Here is a 15,289-nt window from a genome sequence, read left to right as displayed (position 1 = left end):
TCTTTTTTACAAATACTATTGTATGATAAAATTTTATTCGTATTATTGCATCACAATACCGTAAGCACTTCATACTGCGGTTGATTCAAAAAAAAACAGTACTACCTATTCTTTTACAGTATTTCCGAAAATTAATTAAATTCATAGAACATTCATGTTTGATATTTCTGCATTAAAAGAAATGAAGCTTTCTGAGCTTCAAGAAATAGCTAAGTTAGCTAAAACAATAAAATTTAACGGTGTAAAAAAGGACACATTAATAAGTCAGATTTTAGCACATCAAGAAACGACTGTGCAACCGCCAGTTGTTCAAAAAGAAAATGAAGTTGTTGAAGATGATAAGCCTAAAAGAGCTAGAATTGTTCCAGTTAAAAAAGCAGCTATACAAAAGAATACAGTTCAAAAGAATTTAGTTTTTGAAGAAGAAAAAGAAAGTAAACCAACTGAAATTCTTGATACTCCAGTAGCACTAATTGCTCCAGAAGCAGAATCTATAGAAACAGTTGAACCTGTTCAAACATCAGAAAAGATCGTTCCTGAGAAAAAAGGATCAAAAATTATAAAATTCAATAAATCGGCCTACGAAAAAAAGGTCGCTTTACAAAAGGAAAAAGAAGCAGCTAAAGAGGTTGCGCCAGAAGCAGAAATTTCAAATGAAAATTCAGCTGAAACTGAAAATGAGACTCCAACAAATGCGACATCGGAAAAAACTGAAGCACCAGTTCAGGTAAAAAAGACAAATCCGAACCAGAATAAGCAGAATCCAAATCAAAATCCAAACCAGAACCCGAATCAAAATCCAAATCAAAACGGGAATAATGGTAATCAAAATCCAAACTTTAAGAATAAAAAGAATAATTTCAGAGACTCTGATTTTGAGTTTGACGGAATTATCGAAAGTGAAGGTGTTCTGGAAATGATGCCGGATGGTTACGGATTCTTACGTTCTTCAGATTATAATTATTTAGCCTCTCCAGATGATATTTATTTATCAACTTCACAAATCAGATTGTTTGGTCTTAAAACAGGTGATACAGTAAAAGGAGTAGTGCGTCCTCCTAAAGAAGGAGAAAAGTTTTTCCCATTAGTTCGAGTTTTAAAAATAAACGGACATGATCCTCAAGTAGTTCGCGATCGTGTTTCATTCGAACATTTAACTCCAGTTTTTCCTTCTGAAAAATTTAAATTAGCCGAAAAGCAAAGTACAATTTCAACTCGTATAATCGATTTGTTCTCTCCAATAGGAAAAGGACAACGTGGTATGATTGTAGCACAGCCTAAAACGGGTAAAACAATGTTGCTTAAAGATATTGCAAATGCTATTGCTGCAAATCATCCAGAGGTATATTTAATCGTTCTTCTTATAGATGAGCGTCCTGAGGAGGTTACCGATATGCAACGTAGTGTACGTGGAGAAGTAATTGCTTCTACTTTTGATAGAGAACCACAAGAACACGTTAAAATTGCTAATATAGTATTAGAAAAAGCTAAACGTTTAGTAGAATGTGGTCATGATGTAGTAATCTTGTTAGACTCGATTACACGTTTGGCTAGAGCTTACAATACGGTACAACCAGCTTCGGGTAAAGTATTAAGTGGAGGTGTTGATGCGAATGCATTACAAAAACCAAAAAGATTCTTTGGAGCTGCTCGTAATGTAGAAAATGGAGGTTCATTAAGTATTATTGCTACAGCATTAACTGAAACCGGATCAAAAATGGACGAGGTTATCTTTGAAGAATTTAAAGGTACAGGTAATATGGAGTTACAATTGGATCGTAAGATTGCTAACAAACGTATTTTCCCTGCAATCGATTTGACTTCTTCAAGTACGCGTCGTGATGATATGTTACTAGATGAGAAAACATTACAAAGAATGTGGATCATGAGAAAATACCTTTCTGACATGAATCCTGTTGAAGCAATGGACTTTATCAACGATCGTTTTAAGAAAACCAAAAACAACGAAGAGTTTTTAATCTCTATGAATGACTAGAGGAGAGGTTCAAAGGTTCTAAGTTACAAAGGTTCAAAGGTTTTACTTTTGGAATCTATAAATATAAAAAAAGGGATGAGTTTTAAACTCATCCCTTTTTTTATGAACCTCAGAATTTTTGCAACTCTCTATCAAAGACGCACAGCGGTGCGTCTCTACGGAAAATCTCTGAACCTCTGAACCTTTGTCTCTTTGAACCTTATTTTACTTTTTATCAACTACTGGTCTGTTTTCTCTATTTGCTAAATCCCAAGCAATTACAAAAGCTAGTTGGGTTCTTTTTGTTAAAGCATCGTATTCAATTTTTTCTGGTTCATCCCCTTTTTGGTGGTAATCTTCGTGAACACCATTAAAGAAAAACACAGATGGAATACCATGTTTAGCAAAGTTATAATGATCAGAACGCTCATAAAAATGATTTGGGTCTTTTGGGTCATTGAATTTGAAATCCAAATCTATTTTTGTGTATTTTTCATTTTGAGCTACTACGATATTATGTAAATCGCTAGATAATCTGTCGGCACCAATTACATATACATAATTGTTTGTCTTTACATGCTCTACATCGCGACGTCCTATCATATCGATATTAATATCAGCGATTGTATTTGCAAGCGGAAACAATGGGTTTTCTGAGTAAAAACGAGAACCGTGTAAACCATGTTCTTCTCCAGTTACATGTAAGAAAAGTATAGAACGTTTAGGTCCATGTCCTTCTTTTTTTGCTTTTGCAAAAGCTTGTGCCATTTCTAGTAAAGCAACTGTTCCTGAGCCATCATCATCGGCACCATTATATACTTCACCATCTTTTACACCTACGTGATCGTAATGTGCAGAAATAACTAAGACTTCATCTGGCTTTTCTGAACCCTCGATATACGCCCAAATATTTTCTGAATCGGGTAGGTTTTGATTTCTTTTGGCATTAAGGTAAGAAGCCGGAACGGGTTGGTAGTAATCGGCTGCCCCTTTAGGAAAAGAAACTTTGTCTTTTTTGTACTGATTAATTAAATAAACTCCTGCCTTTTTTTGCCCTTCTGATCCTGTTTCTCTTCCTTCCATTTCATCAGAAGCTACTATGTAAAGATGCTTTTTTAAATCTTTGGCAGTAATAGTGTTCATGTATTTGGTTGGATCCGAATTATCCTTTGCAACAACACCTTGGGTGTTTTTACATGAAAATGCCGAAGCAATTACGAATAGAATTAATAATTTTTTCATTGTTTATTTAATGTAAATTGATAAATGTGTAAAAAGCGAATGCAACTAGTAAAAATAGTATAAAAATTGAATTTATGAAAAATAATACCATACTTTTCATAAATGATACTATTCTTGACTCTCCGTAAAATCTATGGTGAGCAGGGAAAAAATAATAAAACATCCACAGTACTCCGGCAGCCGTGAACCAATTAATTATAGTAGAAAGAAATGGATAGTTTATTGCATCTCCTATTTTTCCTATTGTGAATAGAATTAAAAATATTAATAATAAAAAGGAAAAATAATGTAGGGTAAATATCCCGTGGTCAAAATAATACCAACGCTTTTTATTATGAAAAATCCATAAAAAGAAAGCGAAAAATGGCATGATGATAAATAAAACTTTAGGTAAATTGTGTATAAATGACTCTACGAATTTATCGAGTACTTCTCGGCCATTATTTTTATCTTTTATGAGTTGGACTTTTCTGTTCAGCCAATAACTAAAGTCGGAAAGTTTTTTAGATTCAGGACCATATTTTTGAATGGAATCTAGTTGATTAACAGATGTATATCCAAATTGAATTAGGCTTTCTTTGCTTGCTTTGGGATTACTTAAAACTTCTTCAATCGCTTTTTTATCTTCTTTCGATATTGATTCAGAGTTTAGTAGTGCTTTTACATCTTTATTTTCTTTTAATGACTTGGTAATGGTTGTAGTTTGCTTTTGAACGTTTTCTGGATTAATAGCTTCGCTTGTGTCGTCATTTACATGAAGAGGAAACATGGCGATTAAAAGAAAAGTTACAAAACTGATAAAAATATAAAGACGAACTGGTGCTAAATAAGATAGTCGTTTTCCAGAAAGATACTCTTTGGTTAAAGCTGATGGTTTAAATAAAAGGTTTTTAATCGTGCGCCAAAAAGCATTTTCATAATGCGTTAAATCTTCAAAAAAGTGAATGAATAAATGGTGAAATGTTTTTCTGGTATCAGTGTTTTCTTGTCCACAATTAGGACAGTAATGTTGTTCGACAACGTGTCTGCAATTTAAGCAGGTTTTGTCTTTTCTTAATGGACTTTTTGACATAAATAATTTGGTTTGGTATTTTTTGGTTTGAGATTATTGTATTTATTTTTTTAATACTTCGTTTAAGAAAAGTTTTAAGTGCTCGAATGAACGTTTGGCAGCTTTTTCATTGTATGCAGCTCCTTTAGAATTATCGTTTCCTGCTTCGGGATTGGTAAATGAATGTACCGCATTGGCATAATAAATCATTTGCCAATCGGCTTTGGTGTCACGCATTTCTTGTTGAAAAGCGGTGATTTCTTCTGCAGATTCATATGGATCATCTGCACCATGGCAAACTAAAACTTTGGTTGTAATAGTTTCGTTGGTTCTGGCAGCATCTCTGGCTAAACTTCCGTGAAATGAAACAACACCTTTTAAGTTAAGATGACCTCTTGCAGCTTCCAGAACGCCTGTTCCTCCAAAACAATATCCTATTGCAACGATATTGTCGGCATTAGCTCCAGATTTTACCAATTGTTGCAAAGCAAGATTAATTCTTTTCTGGAATTCGGTATAGTTGGTTTTGTAATGGGTAGCAATTTTATTAGCTTCAGTAGTGTTTTTTGGGTAATTACCTTCTCCATATATATCGGCAATAAAGACATGATAACCTAGTTTAGCCAAATCTTCGGCAATTGCTTTTGAAGCATTATCGATTCCTAGCCAAGCCGGAATCATTAGTATACCTGGTTTATTACTGCTTTTTGTAGTTGGCTGAATGGCTAAGCCGTTAAGAGTCTGACTACCATCGGCATATTTTACGGGCTTTAATTGTGCAAACATAATTGTGGTATTTAGTGAAATTCCTAAAATAAATAGATATATGGTTTTCATAATAATATGTTTTTAAGACAAATATCAGAAATATAATAATAGAAAAAAACCTCAAAAGATTTTTCTTCTGAGGTTTATATTGATTGTCGTAGATTATGTAAATTATTGACCTGGATGATAGGTACGTTCGGCATTTTTTTCGACATCTTCTTTATAAAACAAAACATCTTTAAATTGCCCTTTTTGGTACATTTCGGCTTGGTCGTAAAAATGTTTTGATTTAACATCGCCGCTGTTTCCACCTGCAAGCAAAGATTTTGCTTTTACTTTAGTGCCAAATTCTACGGCACAAACAAAACTATTGCCATTGTATCCGTAACGCTTTTTAGTATTTTTCTGGAAACTACTTTTAAATGAGGGTAAGCTGCCCCAAGATCCGGGGCCATATCCTATAGGTAAACTTGCCTGTGAATCATTATAAGTTAGATTTAGATCTCCTGATAATCTCTGAAAACGGTTTATATCTCCCCAAGGAACCTGCCATGTTCCCCATTTATCTTTTAATTCTTTTATTGTAGCTTGTAGTTGTGGAATTAATTGACTGTCGGTTGCATTTTTTGCAAAGTTTTTGGTGTTTTCTACCTGATCGGCTTCTCCTTCATTAATGTATGCTTTTTGTATAATTGGGTCTAATTTGTATGCCCATTCGACCGCTAGTGTTGTTGCAACAGAATTTTCTCGGGCATAATAATCCCAGTTTTTTAAAATAGCAATAGGTTCGGATAAATCACTAAATTCTAAATCAGTTAGGCTTATGTCTTTTTCAAAAGTAGTAAGTAAAGCTGGAATTAGTATTTCAAAAATGGAGAGTTTACTATCATAACCATCAGTGATTACTTTGTCTAAAGTATATTTTTCGCCTTTACTAAAAATACGAACAGCATTTATGCCTCTAAAATTTTCTCCGTCGGGTGCCATATATGCTGGATAGTTTTCTCTTTTAGGGCTATTATCACCAGCTACAGTGTAAGGTGTAGAATTACAATTTTGTAACCATCCATTTGCGGGATTATATAAATGAACTGTTTCGGATACGTCGTGTAATCCTTTCCATTGTGTGGCCGATGTTGTGCCGTCTATAACTTTTGACCAATTTAGTTTTTTATCTCTAATAGGTATAAAGTTCCCATGCCAGTACCCAATGTTTCCTTTGTTATCGGCATATACGGTATTGTTGGATGTATTTGCTTTTAAATCCATTGCTTTTTTATAATCTTCAAATCCTTTTGATTTGGTTCTGACCCAGCTTTGAACCAAACTATTCATGGAGCGATTGTTAGATTTAAGACTAATCCATTTTCCATCTCGTTTAGCCATTATGGGACCATTGTTTGTAAAATAGGTTTTGAACTTTTTTGGAATTAATTTTCCATTTTCCAAATAGCTAATTGTGATTTTCTTCTCAATTACAGCAATCAATTCCTGGTCATATTCATAAAATAGGTTTCCGTTTTTTTCGACTATTTTTTCGGCATACATATCGGCAACATCTACATTTGAAGAAGTATGCATCCAACCACAGTTTTCATTAAATCCCTGATAAACGAAAAATTGCCCCCAAGTTACTGCGCCATAAACATTAAGTCCTTCTTCGCTTGTAACTTGTACTTCGGGTCTGAAATAAAAAGTAGTATGTGGATTTATATAAAGAATTGAATTTCCAGATGCAGTTTTAGAAGGTGAAAAAGCAAATCCGTTAGAGCCAGTTTGCACATTTTCCTCTCGTTCTACATACGCTACTTTGTCATTGTTTCCAGAGTAAAATGCTTTTAATTCTCCTGTAGAAAGGTTGGCTGTGCTTATGGCGCCAATGCTTCCGTCGGTCCAAAGCAAAGGAAACCAAGGTTCAAAATGGGTTAATAAAAGAGGTTTTACTTCGGGATGTTTGTATAGATAGTAGTTAATTCCGTCAGCATAACTATTTAGTAGTTTTTTTAACCAAGGAGCGGCTTTTTTATAATCGACTTTGGCTTCATTAGCATCAATTAAAAGTTTAATTTCTAAATCATTATATAAAACCGATTCTCCTTTTATTTCTGAAAGGCGTCCTAGTTTTTCTATGTAATTCATTTCAATACGTTTAAAATCGTCTTCGCATTGGGCATACATTAAGCCAAAAACAGCATCGGCATCAGTTTTTCCATAAATGTGAGGGATACCCCAATTGTCACGTATGATGGTTACTTTTTGTGCTTTTTCCTGAAGTTTTTTAACCTCTCTTTTCCTTGTTTTTTGCGAAAAAAGGGTTAAGCTCAAAAGGAAAAAAAAGAATATAAATAGTATGTTTTTTTTAGAATAAACCATATGATTTAGCCAGTTTAAGTTTCTTTCGAAATTAGTCTATTTTTTATAGACTTGCATTTCTTTTAAAAGCGCATCCTAATTCTATAATAGAATCTGTTTTGGCGATTCCCGGAATACTATCAATTTTTTCGTAGAGTATTTTTCTCATGTGTTCGTGATTCTTGGCTATAATTTTTATGTAAAGGGTAAACGAACCTGTAACATAATAACATTCGGTGATTTCGGGAATTTTTTTTAATGCCTCGATTATTCGGTCAGAATCTGAATCTTTATTAAGAGTTATTCCTGTAAATGATGCCCAATCGTATCCAATTTTCTTTTCGTTAACAACTGGTTTTATTCCAGATAATACACCTTGTTCTATTAAACGATTGATGCGCTGATGCACCATTGTATTAGAAATTTTTAAGTTGGTTGCAATAGCAGAATATGCCATTCGACCGTCTTTTTCTAATTGCTTGATGATGTTGATGTCAAATTCGTCTAATGAATCCATGAAATTTGTTTTAAATTAAATTGACTTTATTTTTGATTAAATAAATACAAATTGACTTTTTATATCCTTAATCAAGTCAAAAGTATTAAAAATTATTGTAAAATTAAAAAATAGTCTTATTTTTGTAAAAAGTTAAAAATAAAGATCATGGAACAGGTTCAACAAATTCTTTCGTCAAAATCTAATGTATTAATTGAGAAAGAAAATAAATACGGTGCTCATAATTATCATCCATTACCAGTTGTTTTAGAAAGAGGTGAGGGGGTTTATGTTTGGGATGTTGACGGAAAGAAATATTTTGATTTTTTATCGGCATATTCTGCGGTAAATCAAGGGCATTGTCATCCTAAAATTGTGAAAGCAATGGTGGATCAGGCTCAAACATTAACATTGACTTCGAGAGCTTTTTACAATGATAAACTAGGAAACTATGAAGAATTTGTAACTAAGTTTTTTGGTTTTGATAAGGTTTTACCAATGAATACTGGTGCTGAAGCTGTAGAAACGGCTATTAAATTATGTCGTAAATGGGCGTATGAAGTAAAAGGTGTTGCTGAGCATGAAGCACAAATTATTGTTTGTGAGAATAACTTTCATGGTAGAACGACTACTATTATTTCGTTTTCTAATGATGAGAGTGCACGTAAGAACTTTGGTCCTTATACTGCTGGTTTTATAAAAATAGAATATGATAATCTTGATGCTTTGGAAAAAGTGTTGGAATCGTCTAAAAATATCGCTGGTTTCCTTGTAGAACCTATTCAGGGTGAAGCTGGGGTTTATGTTCCTTCTGAAGGTTATTTGGCTAAAGCCAAAGCACTTTGCGAAAAACATAATGTTTTGTTTATTGCTGATGAAGTTCAGACGGGAATTGCTCGTACAGGAAAATTATTGGCTGTACACCATGAAAATGTTCAACCTGATATTTTAATTTTAGGTAAAGCAATTTCTGGTGGTGTATATCCTGTTTCGGCTGTATTGTGTAATGATGTTATCATGAACGTTATTAAACCAGGTCAACACGGGTCAACTTTTGGAGGAAATCCTGTTGCAGCTGCTGTTGCAATTGCAGCTCTTGAGGTTGTAAGAGATGAGAATTTATCTGAAAATGCAGAGCGTTTAGGGATTATATTACGTAATGGTTTAAATGATATTGCTAAGCGAAATGACCTTATTACTTTGGTTCGTGGTAAAGGTTTACTAAACGCAATTGTAATTAACTGCGATGAAGAATCTGATCTTGCTTGGGAAATTTGTTTGAGATTTAGAGATTACGGTTTATTAGCTAAACCTACTCATGGAAACAAAATTCGTTTGGCTCCACCTTTGGTTATTACCGAAGATCAAATTAAGGAATGTCTTGCTATTATAGAAAAAGCACTTAATGATTTTAAAAAATAAGTAGCAATTTATAGCCTAGTTTTGATATAAAAATAAACACGAATTTCACGAATTGACACTAATTAGTTTGTGAAATTAATTTCACAAACTAATTTGATCTTTAAAATTTGTGCAAATTAGTGTAATTCGTGTTTAAAATTTATTTACAATATTCATAGCCTAGCCCTGATGGGAACGGCATCCTTTTTCTGGCTTTTTTAGACAGAAAAAGATATAGTGTACAGCAGGATTTAGCTCCTGAAAATTAAAAAAGCGATAGTTTGAGGACTATCGCTTTTCGTTTATAATTGCTTAAAATATCAAAAAAAGCAACTATTTCTTTAATGGGGATCCACCGGGTATTACTTCGGTTTTTAGTTTGAATTTGCTGTATTCGACTACTCCGGTTTTATCTGCCCAATCAAAATATTTTGCCGATAACTGATTTACGATTCCAGGATTTTTCTGGGCTACATTGGTAGTTTCGCCTCTATCGGTATCGATGTTATAAAGTTCCCACTCGTAGGATGGATATATGGAAACTAATTTCCACTTGCCATCTCTCACGGCTCGGTTTCCTGCTCTTTCCCAAAATAATGGTGTGCCTCGATCTACCTGCGAAACATTATTAAATAAAACAGGTATCAAACTACTTCCAACCAAAGGATTTGTCGTCACACCATTATATTCTTTGGGATATTGTATTCCTGCCAATTCGTAAAAAGTTGGGGCAAGGTCGATGATGTGTCCTGTTCCTTTATCGATTCGTCCAGCTTTTATTTGTGATGGATACCATGCGATAAATGGGGAACTTAAACCTCCTTCGTGCATATTGTTTTTATATTGTTGCAATGGGGTATTGGATAAATACGCCCAGTTTTGTTCCTGATAATCAAATGAACCTGATGTTCCTACTGGACCTGTATTTCGTACAAGTCCTCTGTTTAACGGATTGTAACTATTGAATCCGCCTTGTGCACCATTGTCTGAAATGAAAATTATCAGGGTGTTTTTATCTTTTTTTAGTGCTTTTAATTCGTTTAAAACTTTTCCAACATTTTGATCCATATTATCGACCATTGCAGCATAAACTTCCATTTTGGCTTTCCAGAATTGTTTCTCGTCGTAGGTTAATTTATTCCATTCTGGTACTTCGGGATCTCTTGGTCCAATGGTTTGATCTGCCTGAAGGATTCCGTTTTCTTTTAGTTTTTGAATTCTTTTTTCTCGTAAAACATCCCAACCTTCATCAAATTTACCTCTGTATTTGGCAATATCTACAGGTTTTGCCTGCAATGGCCAGTGTGGCGCTGTAAAGGCTAAATACAAAAAGAATGGTTTGTTTTCTTTATTTTGTTCTTCTAGAAATGTTACAGCATTATTCCCGATTTCATCTGTAAAATAATACGAATCGTCTTTTGGGTGTAATTCGACATTGTTTTTTATCAGTTTTACAGGATAAGGTGTTTTTCCGAATGGTAATGGTTTGGTATCAAAATAGTTTGATGCTCCTTTTAGGATTCCGTAAAATTTATCAAATCCTCTTTGGTTGGGCCATTGTGCCTGATCCTCTGAACCTACGTGCCATTTTCCAGACAATAAAGTACTGTAACCGCCTAAACGGAAAACTTCGCCTAAGGTTAATGATTCTTTATTTAAATAACCTTGATAAGCTGGTAAGCCAAGATTTACATCAAAAAAACCTACGCCTGCTTTATGCTGATATTGTCCTGTTAATAAGGATGCTCTCGTTGGTGCACAAATAGAGTTGTTGTAAAATTCTCGTAATCGTAATCCTTCTGTGGCTAGTTTATCTAGGTTTGGTGTTTTTATTTCGGAGCCATAATTTCCTAAATCCGAATAGCCCATATCATCAACCATGATTAGGATAATGTTAGGTTTTGAAGTGTTGTTTTGTGCCTGAACTAAAACGACTGTTGTTAATAGAAGGTTTAGTGTGATAATTATTTTTTTCATTCTGATTGATTATTATAAATTGGTAAGCCAAGGCTGTGTTTGCATTGTGTTCCAACGGTTGAAACCGTTGGCAATGTTTGTATCATGATTATTTGTCTTTGCAATTCATTGTCGAGCGATTAGTTTGGTTTACATTGTCTGTTCTGTTATATTTTAATCATAGCCCACGGTTTCAACCGTGTGGCACGAATCGTTATAACGCATTGTTTTTCAATGGTTTAAGCTGTTAATAATGTTTGTATCATGATTATTAGTCTTTGCAATTCATTGTCGAGCCATTAGTTTGATTTATATTGTCTGTTCTGTTATATTTTAATCATAGCCCACGGTTTCAACCGTGTGGTACTCGATATTTAATTGCTAAATAGTAAAAAGGCAATTATTAAGGTTATGATTACATTGAATAACTGCGCGATTAAAAAGGCATATAATGGTTTTTTGCTGTTGTTGCTAAACAAATCTTTAAAGTTGGTTTCCAGACCTATACTTGTAAAGGCTAATGCAAACCAAATTCCTTGTAAATTCTTTAAACTATCCTTGACCTGATCTCTAACTTCGGGAGTAAGCAGGAACGAAAAGATCAATGAAGCAGCTATAAAACCGATTACAAATTTTGGGAAACGTTCCCAAATAACTCCTAATGTCGGCTTGGATGCGACTGCTTCGGCTGATTTATTATGGGTATATGTCCAGTAAACAGATATGGCAAAAGCGGCTAATCCTAATAATACATTTTGAGAGAATTTTACAATTGTACTAATTTTTAAAGCTGTTTCTCCTACTAGCGAACCTGATGCTACGACTGCTCCCGAGGTATCGATGCTCCCGCCTAACCAAGCTCCGGTTACTTCTTTGGGGAAGTTGAAATACTTGGCAATTATGGGCATAAATATCATCATGGGTATTGCCGTTACTAATACCATCGAAATGACATAGGATAGTTTCTTCGAATCTCCTTTGATAGCGCCTGATGTTGCAATAGCAGCAGAAACACCACAGATGGAAACAGCACTAGAAATCATCATTGTTAACTCATCATCGACTTTTAGTTTTTTGCACAACCAAAAAGCAAAGTACCAAACGGATAATACGACTACCAAAGCTTGAGCTAATCCTAATGTGCCTGCTTTAAGTATGTCGGAGAAGATTACGCTTGTGCCTAATAATACTAATCCGATTTTTACAAATACTTCTGTAGCAAGTGCTGTACGAAACCATTCGGGTAGTTTGAAAAAGTTGCCAATGACTAAACCTATTATCAAACTAAAGATTACGGCTTCGAGATTGAATCCTTTTATTGTTGCATTTCCTGCAATAATCAAGGCAATAACGGTTAGTATATAAACTATTGGGAAACCGAGTAAAAAGTTTTTTACTGATTTTCCGATTAGGAAAGCACCAATTGTACCTATAGTGATAAGGTATAAAAACTGCAATGCGATGATTTGCAAATTATCTGAAGCAAATACATCTTTTAATAAATCTGTTCCATTTACCCATTTGAATACAGGAACTTCCGGAAGAAAAATAAATAGGGATATCCCAATTATTAAAAATCCTAGAATAACGACTGTCCAGTCTTCGTGAATGGTATATTGTTTTGTTTTAATTGACATTTAATTTTTATTAATTTATTTTCCTGCAAGGTCTTTTTTTGACCTTGTAGGTATGATAAAGAGGGAGAGAATTACCCCAAACTTGTCTTTCTGAGGAACGAAGAATCACCACGAGTAGCTCGCCAATTTAAGAATACTTTATGTTAGTTTCTTGCGGAGGTTCTTCGTTCCTCAGAATGACAATATTGCGAGAATAATTTTTAACCCTAATGTAGACGCACTGCGGTGCGTCTCTACAGGAAAACCTTTGCGCCTTTGCACCTCAGAACCTTAGTGTCTTTTTTTGAACCTTTGAATGGTTAGAGGCACTGCGGTGCGTCTCTACGGGAAAACCTTTGCGCCTTTGCACCTCAGAACCTCAGTACCTTTTTTAAAAACCTTTGAACCTTTGCACCTCAGAACCTTTAATTCAAAGCTAGATCAACATCTTTTTTCAAATCACCTAATCCTTCTTTTTTGAAAACAATTTTTCCTTTTTGATATAGAATCAAGGTTGGGAAAACTTTTATTGATTTTAAGTCAGCTATGACTTGTGGGTTTTCTTCTAAATCAATTTCTACGATTTTTAAGTTTTCACCATATTGTGCTTTGATGGTTTCCAGAACTGGTTTTACTTTTTTGCAAGCGCCACAATATTTAGATCCAATATCTACTAATACAGAATTATTATCGGCAATGATTTTGTTGTATTCTGCTAGTGATAATTTGCTTTTATCCCGATAGCTATCGGGATTAGCATAAAATGGTTTTCCGTTTCCAATCCAATTGGCTATTCCGCCTTCTAGGCTGTAAGTTTCTTTAAAACCATTTTTTAATAATTCTTTTTCTAATGCTACACTTCGACCTGCTCCGATGGAGTAAATAAATACAGGTTTTGATTTATCTAATGCAGCTACTGATTTAGTATAATTCTCGGATTGCAAATTAAAATTGACTGCACCATTTATGTGGTTCAATGCAAATTCTTCTGCGCCTCGGGCATCAATTATCTGCGGATTCTTTTGACTTTTTATTTTCGAATAAAAGACATCTAGCGATACGATATTCGAGTTTTTATCTTGGGCAAAGCTTACAATCGTAAATAGTAAGATCAATGCTGTTATGCTGTTTTTTATGTTTGAATTTCTCATGTTTTTAGGATTGAGTTTGCTGTTCAAAATAGGCAGGACTTGGACTTTGAGTAGCTGTATTATTAGCTTTTTGTGTTAGCGGAACTGAAAAAACACCATCGGCGAGAGCACTTCCTTCTTTTTTAGATTTGAATATTGGCCAAAGAAACTGTGCATACCATTCTTCTTGTTTGTATGATTTGATTCCGTATGATTTTGGGAATTTTCGGGTAATTAAACCAGTCCCGAAGATTACGTCCCAAATGAAAAACATATTCCCAAAGTTGCCTTTAAAATGTCCGATTCCGTCGCCGCTAGTATCTGCATGATGCGCATGGTGTGTGGCAGGAGTCGAAATTAATCGTTCTAAAACCCATGCAATAGGATGTAATACTTTGTATTTATAAAGAGGTTTGTCCCAAGCAATGCTAGAATGTGCTCCTAATGTGATGAAACTTTTTATAACCAAAACAAATAAAGCAGGCAATCCTAATCCTAAATAGGTTAATGTAGCCGTTAGGTATATTTGAGAGAAAAACACGGTATAAATAAAGTTTTGTCTAGAAAGCATCGCCATTCCCATATACGGGGCTGAGTGGTGTGTTCTATGAAAACGCCATAAAAAAGGTACTTGATGATGCAAACGGTGGTACCAATATTGGGTTAAATCATCGGCTACTGCAATTAAGAAAAAACCTCCCCAAAAAGGAACCCAAGAAAGCGCATTTTCAAGATTTGGAATTACAATTGGTAAAATCGTTAAGCTGAAAAAAGCAATAACAGGAGGTAAGATTAACTTAGGAGCTAAGAAGCTTATAATATCTATTTTGCGTTCTTCACCCGTCCATTGATCATCGTATAAACCAGCGGTGAATTCTATGATACCCAGAACGAGCATAAATACTGTTAATCCCCATGTTCTTATGTTTGAAAATGCAGGTTTTGCAAATTCTAAAAACGATGGTAATGTTATATGCGATTCGGTTACGATGCCGTTACTTAATTTAAAGTAAAGGTAAATTGCCAATACTGGCAATGAGTATATAAAAAGACTAATCACTAAGTCTCTTCTTAAATTTTTATTTGAATTCTGTACTACTGCCATGATTTCTTATTTTAAAAGTTGATTTACTAAGGTTAAACCTCCAGCCAAAATGATTAGCGGAACTAAAAAGAGTATTGCACCAACAAGAATCTTTTTTCCTATAATTTCAAAGTCTACTCGTTTCATGATAATTTTATTTAAAGGATTCAGGTCTTTAATGTTCTTGTAAAAAACCTGAATCAAGATTTATAAATTCT

General features: G+C 34.2%; 11 protein-coding genes. 2 read left to right on the top strand and 9 right to left on the bottom strand.

Going from position 1 to position 15,289, the window contains the following annotated elements; all coding sequences use genetic code 11:
- Positions 1-154 precede the first annotated feature (154 nt).
- A complete protein-coding gene (gene rho / locus SHI72_RS17225; protein WP_323490800.1) occupies positions 155-1,996 on the top strand; it encodes a transcription termination factor Rho in 1,842 nt (613 codons plus the stop codon).
- A 204-nt stretch (positions 1,997-2,200) separates the two neighbouring features.
- On the opposite strand, the gene SHI72_RS17220 is transcribed toward rho, so the two are convergent.
- The 5 genes from SHI72_RS17220 to SHI72_RS17200 form a co-directional block, all read right to left on the bottom strand.
- Positions 2,201-3,217, bottom strand: a complete 1,017-nt coding sequence (locus tag SHI72_RS17220; RefSeq protein ID WP_323490799.1) for a M28 family metallopeptidase — start codon at positions 3,215-3,217, stop codon at positions 2,201-2,203.
- A gap of 7 nt (positions 3,218-3,224) precedes the next feature.
- A complete protein-coding gene (locus SHI72_RS17215; RefSeq protein WP_039118174.1) occupies positions 3,225-4,289 on the bottom strand; it encodes a DUF3667 domain-containing protein in 1,065 nt (354 codons plus the stop codon).
- Between the two features lie 42 nt (positions 4,290-4,331).
- Complete coding sequence (locus SHI72_RS17210; RefSeq protein WP_323490798.1) at positions 4,332-5,105, bottom strand: dienelactone hydrolase family protein; 774 nt, start codon at positions 5,103-5,105, stop codon at positions 4,332-4,334.
- Positions 5,106-5,207: 102 nt separating this feature from the next.
- Positions 5,208-7,361, bottom strand: a complete 2,154-nt coding sequence (locus SHI72_RS17205) for a penicillin acylase family protein (RefSeq protein WP_323490797.1) — start codon at positions 7,359-7,361, stop codon at positions 5,208-5,210.
- 91 nt (positions 7,362-7,452) lie between these two features.
- On the bottom strand, positions 7,453-7,905 hold the full coding sequence (locus SHI72_RS17200) for an Lrp/AsnC family transcriptional regulator (protein ID WP_039112858.1): 453 nt from the start codon (positions 7,903-7,905) through the stop codon (positions 7,453-7,455).
- A 147-nt stretch (positions 7,906-8,052) separates the two neighbouring features.
- Between SHI72_RS17200 and rocD the strand changes: the two genes are divergently transcribed.
- The gene (gene rocD / locus SHI72_RS17195) at positions 8,053-9,306 is read left to right on the top strand and encodes an ornithine--oxo-acid transaminase (protein WP_039118170.1); all 1,254 of its coding nucleotides are present in this window, start codon (positions 8,053-8,055) and stop codon (positions 9,304-9,306) included.
- 312 nt (positions 9,307-9,618) lie between these two features.
- Here the strand turns inward: rocD and SHI72_RS17190 are convergent, their stop codons facing one another.
- From SHI72_RS17190 to SHI72_RS17175, 4 genes are all read right to left on the bottom strand, one after another.
- Positions 9,619-11,262 (bottom strand): arylsulfatase, encoded by a 1,644-nt coding sequence (locus SHI72_RS17190; protein ID WP_323490796.1) that lies wholly within the window; start codon positions 11,260-11,262, stop codon positions 9,619-9,621.
- Between the two features lie 353 nt (positions 11,263-11,615).
- Complete coding sequence (locus SHI72_RS17185; protein WP_323490795.1) at positions 11,616-12,878, bottom strand: YeiH family protein; 1,263 nt, start codon at positions 12,876-12,878, stop codon at positions 11,616-11,618.
- 404 nt (positions 12,879-13,282) lie between these two features.
- On the bottom strand, positions 13,283-14,008 hold the full coding sequence (locus SHI72_RS17180) for a thioredoxin domain-containing protein (protein ID WP_323490794.1): 726 nt from the start codon (positions 14,006-14,008) through the stop codon (positions 13,283-13,285).
- A 4-nt stretch (positions 14,009-14,012) separates the two neighbouring features.
- Complete coding sequence (locus tag SHI72_RS17175; RefSeq protein ID WP_323490793.1) at positions 14,013-15,092, bottom strand: sterol desaturase family protein; 1,080 nt, start codon at positions 15,090-15,092, stop codon at positions 14,013-14,015.
- Positions 15,093-15,289 lie beyond the last annotated feature (197 nt).

This window comes from Flavobacterium sp. PL02, assembly GCF_035013205.1.
GTDB lineage: Bacteria > Bacteroidota > Bacteroidia > Flavobacteriales > Flavobacteriaceae > Flavobacterium.
The sequence above is the reverse complement of the archived record's forward strand: the minus strand, read 5'-3'. Positions and strand labels throughout refer to the sequence as shown.